The sequence below is a fragment of the Enterobacter sp. 198 genome, from assembly GCF_009025585.1.
GTDB classification, from domain to species: Bacteria; Pseudomonadota; Gammaproteobacteria; order Enterobacterales; family Enterobacteriaceae; genus Enterobacter; species Enterobacter ludwigii.
On record NZ_WCIM01000004.1, the window covers coordinates 133,406 to 157,664 of the forward strand.

Sequence of the window (24,259 nt, forward strand, 5' to 3'; positions counted from 1 at the left end):
GGCCGAAGGAATTACGCGCCTGCGGCCAGCAGCAGGTCTGCTATCTGGTGGTAGCCTTTTTCCCGCGCCAGTTCGAGCGGGGTTTTGCCGTATTTATCGGTCATGTGCGGATTTGCGCCGTTATCCAGTAACAGCTTTACAATTTCCTGCTGTTTCGCGCCGCCATCGTTGAGGACAATCGCTTCCAGTAGCGGCGTCCAGCCCACGAAGTTGGTGTGGTTGACGTTAATATCGGTTTTCTCCAGCAGCTCGCGCACAATCTCAACGTGCCCTTTCTCGCTGGCAGGCGTAATGCCGACGCCACCGAAGCGGGTCAGGCGATCAAGATCCGGGTTGGCGGGTAAGACTATTCGCAGCAGGGTTAAATCATTTGTCAGGCAGCTAATCAGGAAGGGGTTAAAACAGGTCTGATCCTGTTGATCAATATCTGCTCCGGCGGCAATTAAAAATGCCACGCAGTCATAATGCTTTTTCAGACTGGCAATAATAACGGCCGTTCTTTTCTGGCGTTGAGTGGCATTAATATCGACACCTTTTTCCAGGCAGGCTTTTAGCCCGTCAATATTGCCCTGCTCTGCCGCCAGCAAAAATTCAGTAACGAGTTCGTTCGCAGACATATTCAGACTCCCCATGATGTATTGCTCATGACCTGAGAATAGCAACAGCCTGGTGAGAAAAGAATCCGCTTAAAAATCATTCATCGACAGTCAATTCATTATTGAGTTAAATTCAACAATTCAGCCAAAATGTGCGGCCGTGCAATCTTTTACTTATGTTTTAGCGCTTTTATTCGCCTCAGACAGCATTCTGCTTATGCCTGATGAAGCCTGACATGACGCGGATCGACGCGAATAATCAGAACTGTGACCGCCGTCATATGCGTTGTAACAGCGCTGTTAAAATATGTTCAAAACTGATGGCTAACAGGAGCCGTAATATGAATTCCATCTTTACTGAAGAGAACCTGCTGGCCTTCACCACGGCGGCACGCTTTGGCAGCTTCAGCAAAGCCGCCACCGAGCTTGGCGTAACCACCTCTGCCATCAGTTACACCATCAAGCGAATGGAGACCGGGCTGGATGTGGTGCTGTTTGTACGCAATACGCGCAGCATTGAGCTGACCGAGTCGGGGTTTTACTTTTACCGTAAAGCGACCGACCTGCTGAATGATTTTCATGCCATTAAGCGCGGGATAGACACCATTTCACAGGGCATTGAGGCGCGGGTCCGCATCTGCATCAACCAGCTGTTGTACACCCCACGCCATACGGCGCGGCTGCTGCAGGTGCTGAAAAAACAGTTTCCTACCTGCCAGATCACCGTCACGACCGAGGTCTACAACGGCGTCTGGGACTCCATCATCAACAACCAGGCCAATATCGCGATTGGCGCACCGGATACGCTGCTCGACGGCGGCGGCATTGATTACACCGAGATCGGTGCCATCCGTTGGGTATTCGCCATCGCGCCGGAACACCCGCTGGCCTTCGTGCCGGAGCCGATAGCCGAAAGCCAGCTGCGTCTGTACCCCAACATCATGGTGGAAGACACGGCGCACACCATAAACAAGAAGGTCGGCTGGCTGCTGCACGGCCAGGAGGCGATTCTGGTGCCCGACTTCAACACCAAATGCCAGTGTCAGATCCTTGGGGACGGGATTGGTTTTTTACCGGAGTATATGGCCCGCGAGGCGGTGGAAGACGGGCTGCTGGTCACGCGGCGAATCAATAATCCGCGTCAGGATTCACGCATGCTGCTTGCCACGCAGCATGCGGCGACCGGCCAGGTCACGCGCTGGATCAAACAGCAGTTTGGTCCACAGGGCGTGCTGACCGGGATATACAGCGATCTATTGTGGCGCGCTTAGTTTTTGCTTTGCACCCAAAACGCGTGAATAAGACCAGGGATGTAGCCCAGTAAGGTCAGAACGATGTTAATGATAAACGCCCAGCCAAACCCTTTGCCGAGCAGCACGCCCAGCGGTGGCAGGATAATAGTAAAGACAATACGCCAAAAACCCATAACGACTCCCTGCAAGCTAACCAATTGAAAATAAAAAAGAGAACATTCTCTAAGCGTAGCCAGTTTAACGGCCTGCGCCATCTCTTTATCGCCCTTTTACCCTCTTTTACGCTTTTGACACTGGCTTAATCCTCCCCATTAGTTTAGAGTTTCCTTAATTAAGTAAAGACTAAACTAATATGACTGAACTCGAACAACTTCAGGCCAGCGCCGGACAGGCCGCAGCCCTGTTAAAAGCGATGAGCAATCCGCGTCGGTTGCTGATCCTCTGCATGCTGTGCGGTACACCGGGTACCAGCGCGGGCGATCTGGCGCGGGCGACGGGGCTTAGCCCATCCGCCACGTCACAACATCTGGCGCGTATGCGTGAAGAGGGGCTTATCGACAGCATCCGTGAAGCGCAGCGCATTCTGTATTTCATTAAAAACGATGCGGTGCATCAGCTTATCAGTACCCTGAAAAGCCTCTATTGCCCGTAAGGAGCCACCATGTCACTACCGCTCATTTCACCCCAGCAGGCCAATGCGCTCGTTTCTGAAGGTGCAAAACTGATCGATATTCGCGATCCCGACGAATATGCTCGCGAGCATATTCCCGCCGCCCGGTCCGTGCCGCTGGACACCTTACCCGGCGGGCTTGAGACGCACGCGGGCGAAACGGTGATTTTTCACTGCCAGTCTGGCGCCCGGACATCCTCGAACGCAGCCCGCCTTGCTCAGGCTGCCGCGCCTGCTCAGGCATTTATCGTTGAAGGCGGAATTCAGGGGTGGAAGCAGGCTGGGTTGATCACGCAGGAAGACACGTCACAGCCGCTGCCGTTGATGCGTCAGGTGCAAATTGCCGCCGGGCTGCTCACCCTGTGCGGGGTCGTGCTGGGCTTTACGCTCTCCAGCGGCTTTTTCCTGCTGAGCGGCTTTGTGGGGGCCGGGCTGCTGTTTGCCGGGCTGACCGGGTTTTGCGGAATGGCGAGACTGCTGAAAGTGATGCCCTGGAACCGGCGTACCTCGTAAGCAGTAATCGGTGAAATACGCTGTACCCGGTATCAGACGTGGGCTAAGGTGAAGATCATTGAAACGATGAGGAGGTAGTATGTTTTCTGTCGGTGATTATGTGCAACCGCGTAAAGGCGGCCCAAAACTGAAAGTACTCGAAGTGAACGGCGATAGCGTTGTGGCGGTTCAGGCCAGCAATGAGCAAGGCGAGAAATTTACCCTGAAGGCCGCAGACCTGGCCCTGTATACCGAAGAGGGTGATTTCGGCGTCTGCTAAACAGGCAACCGGGCGGTGTCTTCCGCCCGGCTCATGGATTAAATCAGAAAATCATCCAGTGATTTACCATTTGCCAGCGCATTGGCAATAGGCTTTGGCGTACGCCCCTGACCGGTCCATGTTTTCTCTTCACCGTTGAGATCAATAAAGCGATATTTCGCTTCACGCGGTTTACGTTTTTTCGCTGGCTTACCGGCCTGCGCCATATCTGAACCGAGGAGATCGGACGGTGAAATACCATCAGCTTTCATCAGTTCCAGCAGGGCATTAATTTTTTCCTGCTGCTCAGCGCGTTGTTGCTCTAATTCAGCCAGCTCACTCCGTTTCTCTTCAGCAACGACCCTGACTTTTTCCAGCATTTCTTCAAGAACGTCCAGGGATAATTCACGCGCCATCGCACGCAGAGTTCGGATATTATTAAGATTCTGTAACGTCAAAGACATATATTTGAAAACCTTTTCTTTAGGGTAAATCGAAAAATCGACAAGAGAATAATTCATTTCGCCTGGAATATCTACCCGCGGGCACGTCTTGCTAAAAATGTAAATGTTTTAAAATATCGCGTTTAATAATATCGGCGGATAACTGTCGGTACCGCCGGATTCAATCTTTATCTCAGTATAAACGGTTGGATTTAATCCAAATCAAAGCATGCCGCACTGTCGTCGTTCGGGAAGAACGTTCGCTTCGACACGCTCAAGATCAACAGCTTGATTTACATACAAAAACTGACGACAGGGACAGATTATAACGAACCGAACAAAAAACACGCAATTTTAGAGAATTTTGTGGACAAAACGCGACTAAATAAAAATTAATAACTAGTTGTTAGTTCAAAGGCAGAGATATACGCTATACACGCCTGACAAACCAACCTAAAGCACTAACCGCTGAGGGAAAATCGTTTCTATTGTGTTCTTCTCAAGGAGTTCAGACATGTTCTCACCGCAATCTCGCCTGCGCCATGCGGTAGCGGATACCTTCGCGATGGTTGTTTACTGTTCCGTCGTGAACATGCTGATCGAAATTTTCCTCTCCGGAATGTCCTTTGAGCAGTCACTTTCTTCTCGTCTGGTGGCAATTCCGGTCAACATTATTATTGCGTGGCCTTACGGATTATACCGCGATGCGGTCATGCGCTTTGCGCGTCGTATTAGCCCGTCAGGGTGGGTGAAAAACCTCGCCGACGTTCTGGCATACGTGACGTTCCAGTCGCCGGTTTACGTGGCTATTCTGCTGACAGTGGGCGCAGACTGGCATCAAATCGTCGCAGCGGTCAGTTCAAATATCGTGATTTCAATGTTGATGGGTGCGGTGTATGGCTATTTTCTCGACTACTGTCGCCGCCTGTTTAAGGTCAGCCAGTACAGCCAGGCCAAAGCATGATGTGAGGCGACTGGCGAATGCCAGTCGCAGATTTACTGTACGTCGCCAAACAGTCCCTTCAAAAACCGCTCCAGCGCCATACGCGAACTGAAGCCATGCGGAATACCATAATGTTCATGCGTTTCACCACCTAAATACAGTGGGAATTGCTGATAATGATCGCAGGTTTTAATATCCGAGGCAGGCTCAGCAAATGACAAACTTCTGTCTTTCAGCGTCGGGTGAATAATGAGAGCGGTACGTCCCATTCTTGCTTCACGATTAACGTAAACATAATTCTCGCCACGGCGATATCCATACGCTTTTGATGTCACCTCATCCATGGTGAATCCCTCTTTTTCAAGAACGCGCGCCACCTCATCAGGTCGTAAATACATATCTTTTCCTCGTTATCTTTTCCTGCCCGGCAACCTTACAGTATTCAGCATTAGCAGGGCTTTCAGAATATTCCATAAACTGCCAGATAACGCGTGACGCGCTTCAGATATTAAATTTCTGGACTAAACTAAACGGGAACGCAAAATTACGGAGGATCGTATGTTTAACAGACCGAACCGAAACGATATTAACGACGACACGCAGGATATTCGTAACGATGTCAGCCAATTAGCTGACTCGCTGGAAGAAGTGCTGAAATCCTGGGGTTCCGGTGCGAAGGACGAAGCGGATGCCGCAAAACGTAAGGCTCAGTCTTTGCTACGTGAAACCCGCGCCCGCATGAATGGGCGTTCGCGCACCACGCAGGCTGCCTGCGATGCCATCAGCTGCGCCAATACCTTCGTTCGCGAAAAACCCCTCTGTACGCTTGGTACGGTAGCCGCGGTGGGTATCTTCGTGGGGGCGCTGCTTAGCCTGCGCAAATAGTCGTCTCAACCTGTCCGTATCCGCCCCGGTCGCGTCAGCCCCCGGGGCTTTTCTTTGCCTGCGCGCCTGAAAAAGCCGTACAGCCCGCCCTGCCCCGCTGTGCTCATCATCGGAGCCATATCAATCTGAAATTCCCATATCTTGTATGGTTGAATCTTACGACAACTACATCTAGTATTCCCTTTAGCAAGATACACACAACCTGACGCGATGATTCGCGCCGCTCTCTCATTTTAAATGGAAATACGAATCATGAGCATTATTATTTACACTCGTAACGATTGTGTTCAGTGCCACGCGACAAAACGTGCAATGGAAAGCCGTGGAGTGGCCTTTGAGATGGTGAACATTGACCTGCAGCCCGAAGCTGCCGATACCCTGCGGGCGCAAGGTTTTCGCCAGCTGCCGGTCGTCGTCGCCGGGGAGACCAGCTGGTCCGGCTTTCGCCCCGACATGATTAACCGCCTCGCCGCCCAGGCCGCCAGGGCATGAGTGGGCTGGTCTACTTCTCCAGCAGCTCGGAAAACACGCTCCGCTTTATTGAGCGCGTCGGGCTGCCTGCGATACGTATCCCGCTTAATGAGCGGGAACGGATCCGGGTAGACGCCCCCTACATTCTGGTGGTCCCGAGCTATGGTGGAGGTGGCACCGCGGGGGCCGTGCCTCGTCAGGTGATCCGCTTTCTCAACGATCCCCACAACCGACAGCTTATTCGCGGCGTTATCGCGGCGGGCAATCGCAATTTCGGCGATGCCTTTGGCCGCGCCGGGGATGTCATTTCTCAAAAATGCGGCGTGCCGTATCTCTATCGTTTTGAACTGATGGGGACACAGCAGGACGTAGAGAACGTGCGTAAAGGAGTGAACGAATTTTGGCAACGACAACCGCAGAACGTGTAATTCAGGCGACACCGGATTACCACGCATTAAACGCAATGCTGAACCTCTATGACCGTGAGGGGCACATTCAGTTTGGCAAAGATCATGAGGCGGTGGAGGCGTTTATCGCCACCCACGTCCGCCCCAACAGCATGACCTTTGCAAGCCAGAATGAACGTCTCGATTATCTGGTCAAGGAAGGCTATTACGAAGAGCGCGTGCTGGCCCGGTACGAACGTGCCTTTGTGGAGACGCTGTTCGGGCAAGCCCATAGCCGCGGTTTTCGTTTCCAGACGTTTCTTGGCGCATGGAAGTTTTACACCAGCTATACCCTGAAAACATTCGACGGCAAACGCTATCTTGAAAGCTTCGAGGACCGTGCGGTGATGGTTGCCCTGACGCTCGCGCAGGGCGATGAAACGCTGGCAGAACGCCTGATGGATGAGATGCTCTCCGGCCGTTTCCAGCCCGCCACACCGACCTTTCTCAATTGCGGAAAAGCCCAGCGCGGCGAGCTGGTCTCCTGCTTCCTGCTGCGCATCGAAGACAATATGGAGTCGATTGGTCGCGCGGTGAATTCGGCGCTGCAGCTCTCTAAACGCGGTGGCGGTGTGGCGTTTCTGCTGTCGAACCTGCGTGAAGCCGGTGCGCCAATTAAGCGTATCGAAAACCAGTCCTCCGGCGTGATTCCGGTCATGAAAATGCTGGAAGATGCTTTCTCGTATGCCAACCAGCTGGGGGCGCGTCAGGGCGCGGGGGCGGTCTATCTGCACGCGCACCATCCGGATATCCTGCGCTTCCTGGATACCAAACGTGAAAACGCCGATGAAAAAATCCGCATTAAGACCCTGTCGCTTGGGGTGGTGATTCCGGATATCACCTTTGCGCTCGCCAAAGAAAATGCCGAGATGGCGCTCTTCTCCCCATACGACATTGAGCGTATTTACGGGAAAGCGTTTGGTGATGTGGCGATAAGCGCCCTGTATCACGATCTGGTGGCCGACGATCGCATTCGTAAGAAGTACATCAACGCCCGCGATTTCTTCCAGACGCTGGCCGAAATTCAGTTTGAGTCCGGCTATCCGTACATCATGTATGAAGATACGGTCAACCGTGCTAACCCGATTGCCGGGCGAATCAATATGAGCAACCTCTGCTCCGAGATATTGCAGGTGAACAGCGCATCCACGTATGACGAAAACCTGGACTACGCCGACATCGGCAAAGACATCTCCTGTAACCTCGGGTCGCTGAATATTGCCCACACCATGGATTCCCCCGATTTTGGTCGCACGGTGGAGACCGCCATTCGCGGGCTGACCGCGGTGTCAGACATGAGCCACATCCGCAGCGTGCCGTCCATTGAAGCCGGTAATGCCGCCTCGCACGCCATCGGCCTTGGGCAGATGAACCTGCACGGCTATCTGGCGCGGGAAGGTATCGCCTACGGTAGCCCGGAAGGACTGGATTTCACCAACCTCTATTTTTACACCATTACCTGGCATGCGCTGCATACCTCAATGATGCTGGCGCGCGAGCGTAACCAGCGCTTTGCGGGCTTTGAACAGTCGCGTTACGCCAGCGGTGAGTACTTCAGGCCATATCTGGAAGGGGACTGGCAGCCGAAAACCGACAAAGTGCGCCAGCTGTTTGCCGATGCCGGGGTTCTCCTGCCCACCCGCGAGATGTGGCAGCAGCTGCGGGACGATGTGATGCGCCACGGCATCTATAACCAGAATCTGCAGGCCGTACCGCCAACCGGGTCAATCTCTTACATTAACCACGCCACGTCGAGTATCCACCCGATTGTGTCGAAGATTGAGATCCGCAAGGAAGGTAAGACCGGGCGCGTTTACTACCCTGCCCCGTTTATGACCAACGACAATCTGGCCCTGTATCAGGACGCGTATGAGATTGGCCCTGAGAAAATTATTGATACCTACGCCGAGGCGACAAAACACGTGGATCAGGGGCTGTCGCTGACGCTCTTCTTCCCGGACACCGCCACCACGCGCGACATCAACCGGGCGCAGATTTACGCCTGGAAGAGAGGGATCAAAACCCTCTACTACATTCGCCTGCGCCAGCGTGCGCTGGAAGGTACCGAAATTGAAGGCTGCGTGTCCTGCGCGCTGTAAGGAGAAAGGATGAAACTGTCACGCGTGAGTGCCGTTAACTGGAATAAAATTCAGGATGATAAAGACCTGGAGGTGTGGAACCGCCTGACCAGCAACTTCTGGCTGCCGGAAAAAGTCCCGCTTTCAAACGATATTCCGGCCTGGCAAACCCTCAGCCACGCCGAACAGCAGCTGACGATCCGTGTGTTCACCGGTCTGACGCTGCTGGACACCATCCAAAATACCGTCGGTGCCCCTGCGCTGATGGCCGACGCGCTGACGCCTCACGAAGAGGCGGTGATGTCGAACATCAGCTTTATGGAGGCGGTCCATGCCCGCTCCTACAGCTCGATTTTTTCCACGCTGTGCCAGACCAAAGATGTGGACGCGGCATACACCTGGAGCGAAGAAAGCGAGTCATTGCAGCGAAAGGCCAGCCTGGTGCTGGAGTATTATCAGGCCGACGAACCGCTGAAGAAGAAAATTGCCAGCGTGTTTCTCGAATCCTTCCTGTTCTATTCGGGCTTCTGGTTACCGATGTACTGGTCGAGCCGCGGCAAGCTGACCAACACCGCCGATTTGATTCGCCTCATCATTCGTGATGAAGCCGTACACGGGTACTACATCGGCTATAAATATCAGAAAGGGCTGGAGAACGTCAGCGAAGAAAAGCGCGAAGCGTTAAAAGGTTTTGCCCTCGATTTGCTGATGGATTTGTACGAGAACGAACTGAGTTATACCGAAGAATTGTACGCCGGTACCGGTTGGGAGGAGGAGGTAAAAGCGTTTCTTTGCTACAACGCCAATAAAGCGCTGATGAATCTCGGCTACGAAGCGCTTTTCCCGCCGGAAATGGCCGACGTAAACCCGGCGATCCTGGCGGCACTGTCACCCAACGCCGATGAAAACCACGATTTCTTCTCCGGGTCTGGTTCGTCGTATGTGATGGGCAAAGCGGTGGAGACCGAAGATGAGGACTGGGATTTTTAATGCGCGGGTTAACGTTCATTAATTTAATATAATTCTAACAATTTCCTCCCTAATATTTCACGGGCAACTACACTGTAATTCCCCGTTCATATTCGCCTGAATCACTCCGATTCAGGCGAAATTTCGCTGCGCAAAAGCAAAAAATTCAGAAAAATTCTAACCACGCTCAGCCCTTTACTCATGGGAAATTCAGCCGTTTCGCTTACGGTAAAATTCCTGCCATAAGCAAACCCAGGGTTGTCTCAGATTCTCAGTATGTTAGGGTAATGCCAGTTAACTATTTACCATGGTAATGATATCGACATAAACAAATAACAGGACACTCTCTATTGCATGGCAATTAAATTAGAAGTGAAAAATCTTTATAAAGTATTTGGCGAGCATCCTCAGCGCGCATTCAAATATATTGAGAAAGGCCTTTCAAAAGAGCAAATTCTGGAAAAAACCGGGCTGTCGCTTGGCGTTAAAGACGCCAGTCTGGCCATTGAAGAAGGCGAGATTTTTGTCATCATGGGATTATCCGGTTCGGGTAAATCCACTATGGTTCGCCTTCTCAATCGCCTGATTGAACCCACCCGTGGACAGGTGCTGATAGATGGCGTTGATATCGCCAGAATATCAGAGGCTGAACTTCGCGAGGTGCGCAGAAAGAAGATTGCAATGGTGTTCCAGTCATTCGCGCTGATGCCGCATATGACAGTGCTGGATAATGCCGCCTTTGGCATGGAATTAGCGGGCGTTACCGCTAATGAACGTCAGGAAAAAGCGCTGGATGCATTACGTCAGGTGGGCCTCGAGAATTATGCGCATGCCTACCCGGAGGAGCTTTCCGGCGGGATGCGCCAGCGTGTCGGATTAGCCCGCGCATTAGCCATTAACCCAGACATTTTATTAATGGATGAAGCCTTCTCGGCACTCGATCCATTAATTCGCACCGAGATGCAGGATGAGCTGGTAAAATTACAGGCTAAACATCAACGTACCATTGTTTTTATTTCCCACGATCTTGATGAAGCCATGCGTATTGGTGACCGTATTGCCATTATGCAAAATGGTGAAGTGGTGCAGGTCGGCACGCCGGATGAAATTCTGAATAATCCGGCCAATGATTATGTGCGCACCTTCTTCCGCGGCGTGGATATTAGTCAGGTCTTTAGTGCGAAAGATATCGCCCGTCGTTCACCGAACGGTCTTATCCGCAAAACACCGGGCTTTGGTCCGCGCTCTGCACTGAAACTGTTGCAGGATGAAGATCGGGAATACGGTTATCTGATCGAACGCGGTAATAAATTTGTTGGCATTGTTTCCATCGACTCCCTGAAAACCGCGCTCAGCGAAAATCAGGGCATTGATGCGGCGGTTATCGACTCCCCGCTTGCCGTGGACGCCGAAACGCCGCTCAGCGAGCTGCTCTCTCACGTTGGTCAGGCCCCGTGTGCCGTACCGGTAGTCAGTGAGGAACAACAGTACGTCGGCATCATCTCAAAACGCATGTTGCTGCAGGCTTTAGATCGCGAGGGGACAAACAATGGCTGATCAATCTAACCCGTGGGGAACCACCGAGGCGGCGGACAGCGCTGCTCAATCTGCCGATGCGTGGGGGTCTTCCACGCCTGCGCCAACCGATGGCGGCGCGGCGGACTGGCTCAACAGTGCACCGGCCCCTGCGCCAGAGCACTTCAATATTATGGATCCGTTTCATAAGACGCTGATCCCGCTGGATAGCTGGGTCACGGAGGGGATCGACTGGGTAGTGACTCACTTCCGTCCGGTCTTCCAGGGGATCCGCGTACCGGTGGATTACATCCTGAACGGTTTCCAGCAGCTGATGCTCGGCATGCCCGCGCCGGTCGCTATTGTGCTCTTCTCCCTGATTGCCTGGCAGTTTGGCAGCGCTGGCATGGGTGTCGCCACGCTGATCTCACTGATAGCCATCGGCGCGATTGGCGCCTGGTCGCAGGCAATGATCACCTTAGCGCTGGTGCTCACCGCCCTGCTCTTCTGCGTCGCTATCGGCCTGCCGATGGGGATCTGGCTGGCGCGCAGTCCGCGGGCGGCGAAGATTATTCGTCCGCTGCTGGATGCGATGCAGACCACCCCCGCGTTTGTCTACCTGGTGCCGATCGTGATGCTGTTTGGTATCGGCAACGTGCCGGGCGTCGTGGTGACCATTATCTTCGCCCTGCCGCCGGTCATTCGTCTGACGATACTCGGGATTAACCAGGTACCGGCCGATCTTATCGAGGCGTCGCGTTCATTTGGTGCCAGCCCGCGCCAGATGCTGTTCAAAGTTCAGCTTCCGCTGGCGATGCCAACCATCATGGCGGGTGTCAACCAGACGCTGATGCTGGCCCTCTCCATGGTGGTGATTGCCTCAATGATCGCCGTCGGCGGGCTGGGTCAGATGGTGCTGCGCGGCATTGGTCGTCTTGATATGGGACTGGCCACCGTGGGCGGCGTCGGCATTGTGATCCTCGCCATCATCCTTGACCGCCTGACGCAGGCTGTCGGTCGTGATTCACGCAGTCGCGGCAACCGTCGCTGGTATAGCACCGGCCCTGTCGGGTTAATCACCCGCCCATTCAGAAAATAAGGAACAACGATGCGACATCGCGTACTTTTTGCCACAGCGTTTGCCACCCTTGTCTCCACCAGCACGTTTGCTGCAGACCTGCCGGGCAAAGGCATTACCGTGCAACCGGTGCAGAGCACCATTTCAGAAGAGACCTTCCAGACGCTGTTAGTCAGCCGCGCGCTGGAAAAACTGGGCTATACGGTCAACACCCCAAGTGAAGTGGATTACAACGTGGGCTACACCTCGATTGCCTCCGGTGACGCCACCTTTACTGCCGTCAACTGGCAGCCGCTGCACGACGATATGTATGCCGCCGCCGGCGGGGATAAGAAATTCTACCGCGAAGGCACCTTCGTGACCGGCGCAGCGCAGGGGTACCTGATCGACAAGAAAACAGCTGACCAGTACCACATCACCAATATCGAGCAGCTGAAAGATCCGAAGATTGCCAAACTGTTCGACACCAACGGTGACGGCAAAGCTGACATGATGGGCTGCTCGCCGGGCTGGGGCTGTGAGGCGGTGATTAATCACCAGAACAAAGCCTTTGACCTGGCGAAAACGGTCGACGTCAGCCACGGTAACTACTCGGCGATGATGGCCGACACCATTGCCCGCTTCAAAGAGGGTAAACCGGTTATCTATTACACCTGGACACCGTACTGGGTGAGCGACGTGCTGAAGCCGGGGAAAGACGTGGTGTGGCTGCAGGTCCCCTTCTCTTCCCTGCCGGGCGAGCAGAAAGATATCGACACCAAACTGCCAAACGGCATGAACTATGGCTTCCCGGTCAACACGATGCATATCGTTGCTAACAAAGCCTGGGCTGAGAAAAACCCGGCGGCAGCGAAACTGTTCTCGGTGATGAAACTGCCTCTGGCGGACATCAACGCCCAGAACGCGATGATGCACGCGGGGAAATCCTCCGAAGCTGACATCAAAGGCCACGTGGATGGCTGGATCAAAGCCCACCAGCAGCAGTTTGATGGCTGGGTAAAAGAAGCGATGGACGCGCAGAAGTCATAAGAGCCCTTCAGACCTGCCCTCTCCCCACGGGAGAGGGTTAACTCCCCTAAACCGCACGATCCAGCACGTAACAATCCCACCACATTCACAATCATTCGCTATTATGGTTCACGGAAAAATAATCACTTAACTCACGATTCCTGAACCTGATGACTAAAACAACTCAAGGGCTTAGCCCGGCACTCATCCTTTTAATGTCCGTGGCAACGGGTCTGGCAGTCGCCAGTAACTACTACGCGCAGCCACTGCTCGATACTATCGCCCGCGCATTTAACCTTTCTGCCAGCTCAGCTGGCTTTATTGTCACCGCCGCGCAGCTTGGCTATGCCGCCGGGCTGCTTTTCCTCGTGCCGCTGGGCGATATGTTTGAACGTCGGATGCTGATTGTCTCCATGACCTTGCTGGCCGCTGGCGGGATGCTGATCACCGCCAGCAGCCACTCGTTAACGATGATGATTATCGGCACCGCGTTAACGGGTCTGTTCTCCGTCGTGGCGCAGATTCTGGTTCCGCTCGCCGCCACTCTCGCCTCACCAGAAAAGCGCGGCAAGGTGGTGGGAACAATCATGAGCGGCCTGCTGCTGGGGATTTTGCTGGCGCGGACCGTCGCCGGGCTGCTGGCGAGTCTTGGTGGCTGGCGTACCGTGTATTGGGTGGCGAGCGTACTGATGGCCGTGATGGCGCTTGCTCTGTGGCGCGGGCTGCCAAAGGTGAAGCAGGAAAATCACCTTAATTATCCGCAGCTTCTCGCCTCCGTTTTCAGCCTCTTCACACACGATAAACTGCTGCGTACGCGTGCGTTGCTGGGCTGTTTGACCTTCGCCAACTTCAGCATCTTATGGACCTCAATGGCGTTTCTGCTGGCCGCGCCGCCGTTCAATTATTCCGAAGCGGTGATTGGTCTGTTTGGTCTGGCGGGCGCTGCGGGAGCTCTGGGCGCGCGTCCGGCGGGCGGACTGGCGGATAAAGGCAAATCCCATCTGACGACCTCTGCCGGGCTGGTTCTGCTCCTGCTCTCCTGGGCAGCCATCTGGTATGGCCATACCTCTGTGCTGGCGCTGATCGTCGGTATTCTGGTACTCGACCTCACCGTGCAGGGCGTGCATATCACTAACCAGACCGTCATCTACCGCGTGAAGCCAGAGGCGCGTAACCGCCTCACGGCCGGATACATGACCAGCTATTTTATTGGCGGCGCAGCGGGTTCGTTAATTTCAGCCTCGGCGTGGCAGCATGCCGGTTGGTCAGGCGTGTGTGGGATAGGGGCAATCGTCGCCGCGCTGAATCTGCTAGTATGGTGGCGTGGGTACCATCGCCAGGACGTAATTAACTAAGTTTTACATTGCTTTGGGCCTCTTAGGGTGTAAAGGGGCCCTGCAGTCTGTTAATGTAAACGTAATCATTTATCCCAGAAATTTTAATGTGGGTGACATATTTTCTACCGGCATGAATAGTTCAGACCCCCGTCCTCACATCCTCTCTTCCGCGGGTTCACTCCCAACGCTCTCTGTGCTCACCGGGTCACGGACTTACCCGGCGCTTTCTGATGGTGACATAAGTTTGGCGGATATAACCGCACAAATAATTCATTTACATTATTTGTCACTATCGTTACTATATCGGCTGTAATTAATGAGGTTATGCCCAAATGGATAGTTCGTTTACGCCCATTGAACAAATGCTTAAATTCCGCGCCAGTCGTCATGAGGACTTCCCGTATCAGGAGATCCTGCTGACCCGCCTGTGCATGCACATGCAGGGTAAGCTACTGGAAAATCGTAATAAAATGCTGAAAGCTCAAGGGATTAACGAGACGTTGTTTATGGCGTTAATTACGCTGGAGTCTCAGGAAAATCACAGCATTCAGCCGTCAGAGCTGAGCTGCGCGCTGGGTTCATCCCGTACTAATGCCACCCGTATTGCCGATGAACTGGAAAAACGCGGCTGGATTGAACGCCGTGAAAGCGATAACGATCGCCGCTGCCTGCATCTGCAGCTGACCGACAAAGGTCACCAATTCCTGCGTGAGGTGCTGCCACCTCAGCATAATTGCCTGCATCAACTGTGGTCTGCCCTCAGCACCACCGAGCGCGACCAGCTTGAGCACATTACTCGCAAGCTGCTGACCCGTCTGGACCAGATGGATGAAGACGGCGCTGTTCTAGAGGCGCTGCGCTAACGCGACAACACGCTCAACAATCCCAGACTCATAAGAAAACCGACAGGCCAGCACGTCACACTGCTGGCCTTTCTGACAACAGCTCGGCTCAGCCGATGTGAAAATAAGAAGATCGTGGAGAACAACAATGAGCGCAAATGCGGAGAGCACTACCCCGCAGCAACCGGTCAATAAAAAGGGCAAACGCAAAAGCGCCCTTATTGTACTGACATTGCTCTTTATTATTATTGCCGTGGCATATGGGATCTATTGGTTTTTAGTATTGCGTCATGCTGAAGAGACAGACGATGCATACGTGGCAGGGAACCAGGTACAAATTATGGCGCAGGTATCGGGCAGCGTGACGAAAGTCTGGGCTGATAACACCGATTTTGTGCAAAAAGGGGATGTATTGGTCACGCTCGATCCGACCGACGCCCAACAGGCTTTTGAAAAAGCCCAGACCGCGCTGGCCTCCAGCGTCCGTCAGACCCGCCAGCTGATGATCAACAGCAAGCAGCTGCAGGCCAACATCGACGTGCAGAAAACCGCACTGGCGCAGGCGCAGAGCGACCTGAACCGTCGCGTTCCCCTCGGCACTGCCAACCTGATTGGCCGTGAAGAGCTGCAGCACGCGCGTGATGCCGTTGCCAGCGCACAGGCGCAGCTGGACGTGGCGATTCAACAGTACAACGCCAACCAGGCGATGGTGCTGGGCACCAGCCTGGAAAACCAGCCTGCCGTGCAACAGGCTGCCACCGACGTGCGCAACGCGTGGCTTGCCCTGCAGCGTACTAAAATTGTCAGCCCGATGACCGGCTACGTCTCTCGTCGTTCCGTCCAGCCTGGCGCCCAAATTAGCCCAACCACGCCGCTGATGGCGGTCGTTCCGGCGGACAACCTGTGGGTTGATGCGAACTTTAAAGAGACGCAGCTTGCCCATATGCGTATCGGCCAGACCGCGACGGTGATCAGCGATATTTACGGTGATGACGTGAAGTACACCGGGAAAGTGGTCGGCCTGGATATGGGGACCGGCAGTGCCTTCTCCCTGTTGCCAGCGCAAAACGCCACCGGGAACTGGATCAAAGTGGTTCAGCGCTTGCCCGTACGTATTGAACTGGATGCAAAACAGCTGGCGGACCATCCGCTGCGTATTGGCCTCTCTACGCTGGTAACGGTTGATACCGCCAACCGCGATGGTCAGATCCTGGCAAGTCAGGTGCGCAGCACCCCGGCTTATGAAAGTAACGCCCGTGAAATTAGCCTCGATCCGGTCAATAAACTGATCGATGACATCGTGAAGGCAAACGCCGGTTAATCCGAAGGTGAGCGTTATGCAACAGCAAAAGCCGCAAAAACCGCTGGAGGGGGCGCAACTGGTTATCATGACCATTGCGCTGTCGCTGGCGACATTCATGCAGGTGCTGGACTCTACCATCGCAAACGTGGCGATCCCAACCATCGCCGGTAACCTTGGCTCGTCACTGAGCCAGGGGACCTGGGTCATTACCTCGTTTGGGGTGGCAAACGCCATCTCCATCCCTATCACCGGCTGGCTGGCGAAGCGCGTCGGTGAAGTGAAGCTGTTCCTGTGGTCAACGGTATTGTTCGTGCTCGCCTCCTGGGCATGCGGCATGTCCAACAGCCTGACGATGCTGATCATCTTCCGCGTCATTCAGGGGATTGTGGCCGGGCCGCTGATTCCGCTGTCGCAGAGTTTGCTGCTGAACAACTATCCGCCCGCTAAGCGCTCTATCGCGCTGGCGCTGTGGTCAATGACGGTGATTGTCGCACCGATTTGCGGGCCTATCCTCGGCGGCTATATCAGCGACAACTACCACTGGGGCTGGATCTTCTTCATCAACGTGCCAATTGGTGCGCTGGTGGTGATGCTGACCCTGCAAACGCTGCGCGGTCGCGAAACCCGAACAGAGCAGCGGCGAATTGACGCCATTGGTCTGGCGCTGCTGGTGGTCGGGATCGGTAGCCTGCAGGTGATGCTCGATCAGGGTAAAGAGCTGGACTGGTTTAACTCGACAGAGATTATCATCCTGACCGTTGTGGCGGTGATATCGCTGAGCTTCCTGATCGTCTGGGAGCTGACGGATGATAACCCCATCGTCGATCTCTCGCTGTTTAAGTCGCGAAACTTCACCATCGGCTGCCTGTGTATCAGCCTGGCCTACATGCTCTACTTCGGCGCAATCGTTCTGCTGCCGCAGCTGTTGCAGGAGGTATATGGCTACACCGCAACCTGGGCAGGTTTGGCTTCTGCGCCAGTGGGGTTAATTCCAGTCCTGCTGTCGCCGATTATCGGCCGCTTCGCTCACAAGCTCGACATGCGCAGGCTGGTGACCTTCAGCTTTATCATGTACGCGGTGTGCTTCTACTGGCGCGCGTATACGTTCGAGCCGGGCATGGACTTTGGCGCATCCGCATGGCCGCAGTTCATTCAGGGCTTCGCCGTGGCGTGCTTCTTTATGCCGCTGACGACCATTACGCTTTCCGGCTTACCGCCTGAGCGCATGGCGGCGGCATCAAGCCTGTCGAACTTTACGCGTACGCTGGCAGGCTCCATCGGGACGTCGATCACCACGACCCTTTGGACCAATCGCGAGTCGATGCACCATGCGCAATTGACCGAAGCGGTGAACCCGTTCAACCCTAACTCGCAGCAGATGTACAGTCAGCTTCAGGGAATGGGAATGACGGAGCAGCAGGCGTCCGGCTGGATCGCCCAGCAGATCACCAACCAGGGCCTGATTATCTCGGCAAACGAGATATTCTGGATATCGGCGGGGATCTTTATCATCCTGCTGGGACTGGTATGGTTTGCCCGACCACCGTTTGGCGCCGGAGGCGGTGGCGGCGGTGCGCACTAACGTGCGGTGTCCAGATCGCGACAGCGATTGTCAGTAACGATAAAGCAGCGCTCCTGAAATCGATTCACGATAGTGAAAAGACAACAGGAGCGCACCATGCTGAAAACACCTTCCGACAAATACCAACCTCAACCTGCTATTTCCCTGCCCGATCGCCGCTGGCCTGAGCAACGCCTCACGCAGGCGCCGCGCTGGCTTTCCACCGATTTACGCGACGGTAATCAGGCCCTTGCCGAGCCGATGGACAGCAACCGCAAACTGCAGTTCTGGGCGTTGTTACTGCGTTGCGGATTCAAAGAAATCGAAGTCGCTTTCCCCTCCGCCTCGCAGACGGACTTCAATTTTGTGCGTCAGTTGATCGACGAAAACCGCATTCCGGATGACGTCACCATTCAGGTATTAACCCAGGCGCGTGAAGACCTTATCCTGCGCACCTTTGCGTCGCTGCGCGGGGCGAAGCAGGCCACGGTACACCTGTATAACGCCACCGCCCCGCTGTTCCGCCGCCTGGTATTCGGTATGGAGAAAGCGCAAATCGTTGAGCTGGCGACCCGTTCCACGCGTCTTATCCGCACGCTGTGCGAAGAGAATCCCGCCACCCGCTGGCAATACGAATACTCTCCGGAAACTTTCTGCTTTACCGAGCCGGACTTTGCGCTGGCGATTTGCGAAGCCGTGGCGGACATCTGGCAGCCGTGCGCCGAACGCCCGATGGTGATCAACTTACCGGCCACCGTTGAGGTCAGTACACCGAATGTCTATGCCGATCAGATTGAGTATTTCTGCCGTCATTTCAGCCGCCGCAGCGATGTCTGCATCAGCGTCCATCCGCATAACGACCGCGGCACCGGTGTCGCCAGCGCGGAGCTGGCCCTGATGGCCGGTGCAGACCGTGTCGAAGGGTGTCTGTTTGGTAACGGAGAACGAACCGGTAACGTCTGCCTGGTCACGCTGGCAATGAACCTCTACAGCCAGGGGATTAGCCCGAATCTGGACTTTAGCGACATGAATCACGTGGTGGAGGTGGTAGAAACCTGCAACCAGCTGCCGGTGCATCCGCGCCATCCGTGGGCAGGACGGCTGGCGTATACCGCATTTTCGGGTTCACACCAGGATGCCATCAAGAAAGGCTTTGATGCCCGCAAGCCTGACGAACGCTGGGAGATGCCCTATCTGCCGGTTGACCCACAGGATATTGGTTGCACCTACGAAGCGGTGATCCGGGTTAACAGCCAGTCAGGAAAAAGCGGCAGCGCGTGGCTTATCGAACAAAACCATGGTCTGAAATTACCCCGCGCCCTGCAGCAGGACTTTAGCCAGCACGTACAGCAGGAAACCGACCAGCACGGTAAAGAGATGACGCAGCATGCGCTGTGGCAACTGTTCCGCACACGTTATGGGCTGGTAGAGACGCCGGACTTTGCCCTGCACGCTTACCGTAGCGACAGCCAGCAGGACGGGCAGTTACATCTGACGGCAAGCGTCACGACGCAGGGCGGGATGCGCCAGCTGGAGGGGCAAGGCAACGGGCTGTTATCCGCGGCGGCCAATGGTATAAGCCGCTGGGTCACGACCCCGTTTGTGATTAAGGACTATCACGAACATACGCTTGGGGAGCGCAGCGACAGCCGCTCGGTGGCGTATATCCGCTGTCTGTTTCAGGATGGTAGCAGTCGCTGGGGCGTCGGCATTGACAGCGACGTGGCCCGCGCGTCTCTTCAGGCCCTGTTCAATGCTGTCAGCTAGCTGTCTTTGAAATAATCGCTGGGTGATATCCCCATCACCCGGCGAAACATCGCCGTAAAGGCACTGTGGCTGCCGTAGCCCAGATCCAGCGCCACTCGTAGCACTGGCTGACCTTGTCCCAGGCGCAGCAGCGCTTCCAGCAGGCGCGCCCTTCTTAGCCACTCACCGTAGCTTAACCCCGTCTGCTGCTTAAAATGGCGGTTCATCGTACGTTCACTCATACCAAGCGTGTTTGCGGCCTGCATGCTGCCCCAGCTTTCCCCCGGCAACAGCCGGATCTGCTGGCAAAGGGTACGCAACGGCTCGCTTTCCGGCTCAGGCAGGTGAAACGGCAGCACCCGCAACGTGCGGATTTCATCCAGAATGAGCTCATATACGCGCTCATCACGACTGCCAGGCGAGTAGGACGCCTCAAGCGTCAGCGAGGTGAGGATAAGTTCGCGTAACAGACCGGAGATATGGACTATCTGACAGGTTGCCGGAAGATCGGCTCGCGCCAGGGGATCGATAAACAGCGTACGCGCCGCAACGTTACCGGTAATACGCAAAGAGTGCGGAGTGCCCGCGGGTAACCAGACGCCACGTCCGGGCGGCACCACCCAACAACCTGATGCGGTATCGACTCTCACCACCCCACTCAGGGTGTGCAGCAATTGCGCGCAGTCGTGCTGATGCCACGGCTCGCTGTCGCCATGAAGGTAATCATGGGCATAAGGAACAAGTGGGCGATGGGTAAAGGAGAAGGTTGAGGTCGTGGTCATGAGGTTAAACACCCCTCACCCTACCCTCTCCCTGAGGGAGAGGGAAAAGGTGCACTAGATGTGCAGTTCCTGCAGTTTTTCTTTTGGCAGCGCCAGCTCTTCGTTGCTGTTTACGCGAACGTCACGCTCGATGATATGACGCGCGATCTCCTGGGCTTCTTCCAGAGAGTGCATCTGGTAAGTTCCGCACTGATATACGTTCAGCTCAGGGATCTGGTTCTGCTCTTTCACCTTCAGCACATCTTCCATTGCCGCTTTCCAGGCATCCGCGACGCGTTTCTCTTCAGGCTGGCCAATCAGGCTCATGTAGAAACCGGTACGGCAACCCATCGGAGAGATATCGATGATCTCCACGCCATTACCGTTCAGGTGGTCACGCATAAACCCGGCAAACAGGTGCTCCAGGGTGTGAATGCCTTTCTCTGGCATCACTTCTTTGTTGGGCACGCAGAAGCGCAGATCGAATACGGTGATCGTGTCGCCGTGCGGGGTGTGCATGGTCTTCGCCACACGTACTGCAGGTGCTTCCATACGGGTATGGTCGACAGTAAAGCTATCTAATAACGGCATACGTCACCTCCGATAGTGATTTTTTTTAAAATAAACTGAACTCTTCTACAAAATGCACGTCTGAGTATATGAAAGACGCGCATTTGTTATCATCATCCCTGAATTCAGAGATGTATATTTTGGCCACAGCGATGTGGCCTTTTTCTTTTCTGTTAAGCCTGTTTCGCCAGAAACGCCTCAAACGACTCCGTATCCGCCGCTTCAACCTCTTTCTGACGCACGACAGACGCGTCTCGTTCCGCCACAAAATCGGCTTCACTCAGAATCTCTAACGGCTCCTGCTTCAGCATCTCGCGGTATTCCGCAGAGAGCGAACGCCCGGTGCCGCCAATACCCTGATCAATCATAGAACGCAGAATACGCGCTGAGAACGTCAGTTCCGGGTTATCAAACGATTCAACCAGCTGGTCGCAGACGTTTTGATAGGCTTCCCCACCGTCAATGCTGTCCATGGTCCGGGCAACACGCTTCAGGTCACGGAACAGATCCTTACCGACTTTCATCAGCGGGAACTGCGCTGTTTCGCAGCCAATACCCAGCGTCAGACCCGGCTTGCGCCCTTCCAGAATCACGCGGTTCCAGTTGGTACGGGTACAGAGCAGTTCCTCTGAACTCATTTCCGGCGCATCTGCCAGCACGCACCAGACCATAAACAGATCCAGGAAGCGAACCTGCTGCTCATCAACGCCGATGGGTGAGAACGGGTTGATATCCAGCGAGCGCACTTCTATGTATTCAATCCCGCCGCGCTGCAGTGCATCCGACGGGGTTTCACCGCTGCGCGTAACGCGCTTCGGACGAATAGGCGCGTACAGTTCATTTTCAATCTGCAGCACGTTGCTGTTGATCTGCAGGCGCTTACCGTCTTTTTCGAGGCCGATTTTCTCGTACTCTTCCGACGGCGTTTTGATCGCCCGCTTCAATCCTGCCACATATTCGTGCAATTCGTTAAACGTAATACCGAGATTGCTTTGCGACTTATTGGTATAACCCAGATCGCTAAGACGCAGGGAGGTGGCGTACGGGAGATAGTACATTCCACACTCTGTCTTCTCGAACGGCAGCGTGGTCGGTTTTCCCTGCAGGAATGACGAGCATATCGCAGGCGATGCCCCAAACAGATACGGAATGACCCAGCCAAAACGATAGTAGTTGCGGATCAGGCGGAAATAACCCGCGGAGATCGCGTCTTTATCCGTTTCGCCGCACTTCGCCTGCCAGAACGCCATGGGTAAAGAGAAATTGTAATGCACGCCAGAAATGGTCTGCATCAACGCACCGTAGCGGTTTTTCAGCCCCTCACGATAGAGCGTTTTCAGCTGACCGATATTTGACGTGCCGTATTGCGCCAGTTCAATCTCCTGGCCTTGTTCGATATAGCACGGCATGCTGAGCGGCCACATACGCTCATCACCCAGATTGCGGGCAGTATAGCGATGGATGTCGCGCAGAATCGTTAGCATATGATCAATATCACCATCCACTGGCGTGATGAATTCCAGCAGCGCTTCAGCGAAATCGGTTGTGATCCATTTATGTGTCAGCGCCGAGCCTAACGCCTTCGGGTGACCCGTTGTCGCTAAGCTACCGTCCGCGTTAACGCGCAGCGTTTCACGCTCAAGACCACGCTGAATACCCTTCAGTGCCTGAGGGTGATTTTCCAGCCAGGCCAGCGCCTGAGATACGTCCGGGATCAAATTGACCTCCCGCCTGTCAAAGTATTGTTACTCAGCATAATTGTAATGGTTGACGATTGAAGGTCGCGTATTCATTCCACCAATTAGTGCCACCACGTCATACCCTGTAGTGTTGCCCATGCCACGAGAACATAGCGCAACGCCTTGCCAAGGCACAAAAAAAAGAGCACTGGCCCCCAGGAGATGCGCATCCATCCCGCCAGCAGGCACAGTAAATCACCTATTACAGGCATCCAGCTTAATAACAGCGTGGCAGCGCCATAGCGTTTTAGCCAGCCGACTGCCTTTTCCTGCCAGCGCGATTTTTCACGCAGCGGAAAGAAACGCCCAAGAATAACGTTAGTCAGCCCTCCAAAGCTATTACCCATTGTTGCTATTAACACGAGCAACCAGGGCTGACTCACGCCAGACAACAGCATCGCCACCAGCACCACTTCCGAATTTCCCGGCAAGAGCGTGGCGCTTAAAAAACTGCTGGCGAATAATGATAAAAGTGACAGCGCGTCACTCACAGTAAGCGGACGTCCACAACATCCATCCCGGCATCGCGCGCGGCCTGAATACCAAAATCAGCATCTTCGAACACAACACATTTCACCGCAGGCACACCCATCAATTCTGCACAACGCAGGAAGGTGTCCGGTGCGGGCTTGTGATTTTGAACATGATCGGCGGCAACCACCGCAGAGAAATAATGGCGCAGGCCAAGATGGGTGAGCAGCGCTTCCGCAATAGCGCTTTCACTGCCCGTGCCAACGGACATAGGACGACGCCCGTGCCATGCTTTTACGACGTCAATTAACGGTAACGGACGCACGGTATCTAAAAGCATCGCTTTTACCGCATCGGTTTTTTCACGGGCCAGAAGGTGCGGGTCGAGATCGGCATGATTACGTTCAATCACGGCCTGCGCTATACGCCAGGTTGGGGCTCCGTTGAGGGCGATCATCGCCTGAAGATCGAAACGCATACCGTAACGAGCAAGGACATCAGTCCAGGCTTGACGATGCGTGGGTTCGGTATCCAGGAGAGTGCCATCCATATCGAAGATCAAACCGTCATACTGTGCGTACATCGTGCTCTCGCTAAACGATTAACAAAGCATTACTTTATCGTAAACGGTGGTTTTTGTCGCTCAAAGAGAAATGATTGCTGACGGAACGTCGAAGGAATAACCAGGGAGAAAGAGAGTGGTACAGAAAAGAAGATGGTGCATCCGGGAGGATTACTCGGCTGCGCCTCGCCCTTCGGGCCGTTGCTGAGCAACGTTATCTTCCCTGGTGCTTGCGGCTAACCCGCAGACCTTGAAACAACA

Annotated in this window: 27 protein-coding genes; 18 read left to right on the forward strand and 9 right to left on the reverse strand. The window is 54.5% G+C overall.

Annotation, left to right across the window (positions count from 1 at the left end; genetic code table 11):
- Positions 1-11: 11 nt before the first annotated feature.
- Positions 12-617, reverse strand: a complete 606-nt coding sequence (locus F8561_RS00770) for an ankyrin repeat domain-containing protein (RefSeq protein WP_020883872.1) — start codon at positions 615-617, stop codon at positions 12-14.
- Positions 618-937: 320 nt separating this feature from the next.
- Here F8561_RS00770 and F8561_RS00775 point away from each other — a divergent pair, with 320 nt between their 5' ends.
- Positions 938-1,867 (forward strand): LysR substrate-binding domain-containing protein, encoded by a 930-nt coding sequence (locus F8561_RS00775; RefSeq protein ID WP_020883871.1) that lies wholly within the window; start codon positions 938-940, stop codon positions 1,865-1,867.
- Here F8561_RS00775 and F8561_RS00780 read toward each other — a convergent pair.
- Complete coding sequence (locus F8561_RS00780) at positions 1,864-2,022, reverse strand: YqaE/Pmp3 family membrane protein (RefSeq protein ID WP_032678825.1); 159 nt, start codon at positions 2,020-2,022, stop codon at positions 1,864-1,866. The genes F8561_RS00775 and F8561_RS00780 overlap by 4 nt on opposite strands.
- 179 nt (positions 2,023-2,201) lie before the next feature.
- Here F8561_RS00780 and F8561_RS00785 point away from each other — a divergent pair, with 179 nt between their 5' ends.
- From F8561_RS00785 to F8561_RS00795, 3 genes are all read left to right on the forward strand, one after another.
- The gene (locus F8561_RS00785) at positions 2,202-2,501 is read left to right on the forward strand and encodes an ArsR/SmtB family transcription factor (protein ID WP_032680424.1); all 300 of its coding nucleotides are present in this window, start codon (positions 2,202-2,204) and stop codon (positions 2,499-2,501) included.
- Positions 2,502-2,510: 9 nt separating this feature from the next.
- A complete protein-coding gene (locus tag F8561_RS00790; RefSeq protein ID WP_044868224.1) occupies positions 2,511-3,032 on the forward strand; it encodes a rhodanese family protein in 522 nt (173 codons plus the stop codon).
- 79 nt (positions 3,033-3,111) lie between these two features.
- Positions 3,112-3,291 (forward strand): hypothetical protein, encoded by a 180-nt coding sequence (locus F8561_RS00795; RefSeq protein WP_014171310.1) that lies wholly within the window; start codon positions 3,112-3,114, stop codon positions 3,289-3,291.
- A gap of 38 nt (positions 3,292-3,329) precedes the next feature.
- On the opposite strand, the gene stpA is transcribed toward F8561_RS00795, so the two are convergent.
- The gene (gene stpA, locus F8561_RS00800) at positions 3,330-3,734 is read right to left on the reverse strand and encodes a DNA-binding protein StpA (protein ID WP_020883867.1); all 405 of its coding nucleotides are present in this window, start codon (positions 3,732-3,734) and stop codon (positions 3,330-3,332) included.
- A 493-nt stretch (positions 3,735-4,227) separates the two neighbouring features.
- Here stpA and alaE point away from each other — a divergent pair, with 493 nt between their 5' ends.
- Positions 4,228-4,677, forward strand: a complete 450-nt coding sequence (gene alaE, locus F8561_RS00805; protein WP_020883866.1) for an L-alanine exporter AlaE — start codon at positions 4,228-4,230, stop codon at positions 4,675-4,677.
- Positions 4,678-4,709: 32 nt separating this feature from the next.
- Here the strand turns inward: alaE and F8561_RS00810 are convergent, their stop codons facing one another.
- Complete coding sequence (locus F8561_RS00810; RefSeq protein ID WP_006811693.1) at positions 4,710-5,054, reverse strand: DUF2002 family protein; 345 nt, start codon at positions 5,052-5,054, stop codon at positions 4,710-4,712.
- A 160-nt stretch (positions 5,055-5,214) separates the two neighbouring features.
- Here F8561_RS00810 and F8561_RS00815 point away from each other — a divergent pair, with 160 nt between their 5' ends.
- The 13 genes from F8561_RS00815 to leuA all read left to right on the forward strand — a co-directional run bounded on the left by F8561_RS00815 (position 5,215) and on the right by leuA (position 19,916).
- Positions 5,215-5,541 carry a DUF883 domain-containing protein gene (locus F8561_RS00815; protein WP_014171314.1) on the forward strand — a complete coding sequence of 109 codons (327 nt, stop codon included), beginning with the start codon at positions 5,215-5,217 and terminating at the stop codon, positions 5,539-5,541.
- Positions 5,542-5,793: 252 nt separating this feature from the next.
- Positions 5,794-6,033, forward strand: a complete 240-nt coding sequence (gene nrdH, locus F8561_RS00820; RefSeq protein WP_020883865.1) for a glutaredoxin-like protein NrdH — start codon at positions 5,794-5,796, stop codon at positions 6,031-6,033.
- On the forward strand, positions 6,030-6,440 hold the full coding sequence (nrdI, locus tag F8561_RS00825) for a class Ib ribonucleoside-diphosphate reductase assembly flavoprotein NrdI (RefSeq protein WP_025203402.1): 411 nt from the start codon (positions 6,030-6,032) through the stop codon (positions 6,438-6,440). The genes nrdH and nrdI overlap by 4 nt, the downstream gene beginning before the upstream one ends.
- Positions 6,413-8,557 (forward strand): class 1b ribonucleoside-diphosphate reductase subunit alpha, encoded by a 2,145-nt coding sequence (gene nrdE / locus F8561_RS00830; protein WP_108647893.1) that lies wholly within the window; start codon positions 6,413-6,415, stop codon positions 8,555-8,557. Before nrdI ends, nrdE begins: the two co-directional genes overlap by 28 nt.
- A 9-nt stretch (positions 8,558-8,566) precedes the next feature.
- Complete coding sequence (gene nrdF / locus F8561_RS00835; RefSeq protein ID WP_020883863.1) at positions 8,567-9,526, forward strand: class 1b ribonucleoside-diphosphate reductase subunit beta; 960 nt, start codon at positions 8,567-8,569, stop codon at positions 9,524-9,526.
- Between the two features lie 333 nt (positions 9,527-9,859).
- Entirely contained in the window at positions 9,860-11,062 is a 1,203-nt protein-coding gene (gene proV / locus F8561_RS00840; protein ID WP_151887053.1) for a glycine betaine/L-proline ABC transporter ATP-binding protein ProV, read from the forward strand.
- Positions 11,055-12,119 (forward strand): glycine betaine/L-proline ABC transporter permease ProW, encoded by a 1,065-nt coding sequence (gene proW, locus F8561_RS00845; protein ID WP_014171320.1) that lies wholly within the window; start codon positions 11,055-11,057, stop codon positions 12,117-12,119. Before proV ends, proW begins: the two co-directional genes overlap by 8 nt.
- 9 nt (positions 12,120-12,128) lie before the next feature.
- Positions 12,129-13,127 carry a glycine betaine/L-proline ABC transporter substrate-binding protein ProX gene (proX, locus tag F8561_RS00850; RefSeq protein WP_014171321.1) on the forward strand — a complete coding sequence of 333 codons (999 nt, stop codon included), beginning with the start codon at positions 12,129-12,131 and terminating at the stop codon, positions 13,125-13,127.
- Between the two features lie 149 nt (positions 13,128-13,276).
- The gene (locus tag F8561_RS00855) at positions 13,277-14,461 is read left to right on the forward strand and encodes an MFS transporter (protein ID WP_014171322.1); all 1,185 of its coding nucleotides are present in this window, start codon (positions 13,277-13,279) and stop codon (positions 14,459-14,461) included.
- 314 nt (positions 14,462-14,775) lie between these two features.
- Positions 14,776-15,306, forward strand: a complete 531-nt coding sequence (emrR, locus tag F8561_RS00860; protein ID WP_014171323.1) for a multidrug efflux transporter EmrAB transcriptional repressor EmrR — start codon at positions 14,776-14,778, stop codon at positions 15,304-15,306.
- A gap of 127 nt (positions 15,307-15,433) precedes the next feature.
- Positions 15,434-16,606 carry a multidrug efflux MFS transporter periplasmic adaptor subunit EmrA gene (gene emrA, locus F8561_RS00865; RefSeq protein ID WP_020883861.1) on the forward strand — a complete coding sequence of 391 codons (1,173 nt, stop codon included), beginning with the start codon at positions 15,434-15,436 and terminating at the stop codon, positions 16,604-16,606.
- Positions 16,607-16,622: 16 nt separating this feature from the next.
- Positions 16,623-18,170, forward strand: coding sequence for a multidrug efflux MFS transporter permease subunit EmrB (gene emrB / locus F8561_RS00870; RefSeq protein ID WP_020883860.1), 1,548 nt, complete (start codon positions 16,623-16,625; stop codon positions 18,168-18,170).
- A gap of 96 nt (positions 18,171-18,266) precedes the next feature.
- Positions 18,267-19,916: a 2-isopropylmalate synthase gene (gene leuA / locus F8561_RS00875; RefSeq protein ID WP_063858697.1), complete on the forward strand. Its 1,650-nt coding sequence runs from the start codon at positions 18,267-18,269 to the stop codon at positions 19,914-19,916.
- On the opposite strand, the gene F8561_RS00880 is transcribed toward leuA, so the two are convergent.
- From F8561_RS00880 to yqaB, 5 genes are all read right to left on the reverse strand, one after another.
- A complete protein-coding gene (locus tag F8561_RS00880) occupies positions 19,913-20,677 on the reverse strand; it encodes an AraC family transcriptional regulator (protein ID WP_050737212.1) in 765 nt (254 codons plus the stop codon). The genes leuA and F8561_RS00880 overlap by 4 nt on opposite strands.
- Positions 20,678-20,731: 54 nt before the next feature.
- Complete coding sequence (gene luxS / locus F8561_RS00885; protein ID WP_008499539.1) at positions 20,732-21,247, reverse strand: S-ribosylhomocysteine lyase; 516 nt, start codon at positions 21,245-21,247, stop codon at positions 20,732-20,734.
- 152 nt (positions 21,248-21,399) lie between these two features.
- Entirely contained in the window at positions 21,400-22,944 is a 1,545-nt protein-coding gene (gshA, locus tag F8561_RS00890; protein ID WP_151887054.1) for a glutamate--cysteine ligase, read from the reverse strand.
- Positions 22,945-23,027: 83 nt separating this feature from the next.
- Positions 23,028-23,456 carry a YqaA family protein gene (locus F8561_RS00895; RefSeq protein ID WP_032678833.1) on the reverse strand — a complete coding sequence of 143 codons (429 nt, stop codon included), beginning with the start codon at positions 23,454-23,456 and terminating at the stop codon, positions 23,028-23,030.
- Positions 23,453-24,019, reverse strand: a complete 567-nt coding sequence (gene yqaB / locus F8561_RS00900) for a fructose-1-phosphate/6-phosphogluconate phosphatase (protein WP_014171331.1) — start codon at positions 24,017-24,019, stop codon at positions 23,453-23,455. The genes F8561_RS00895 and yqaB overlap by 4 nt, the downstream gene beginning before the upstream one ends.
- Between the last annotated feature and the right edge of the window lie 240 nt (positions 24,020-24,259).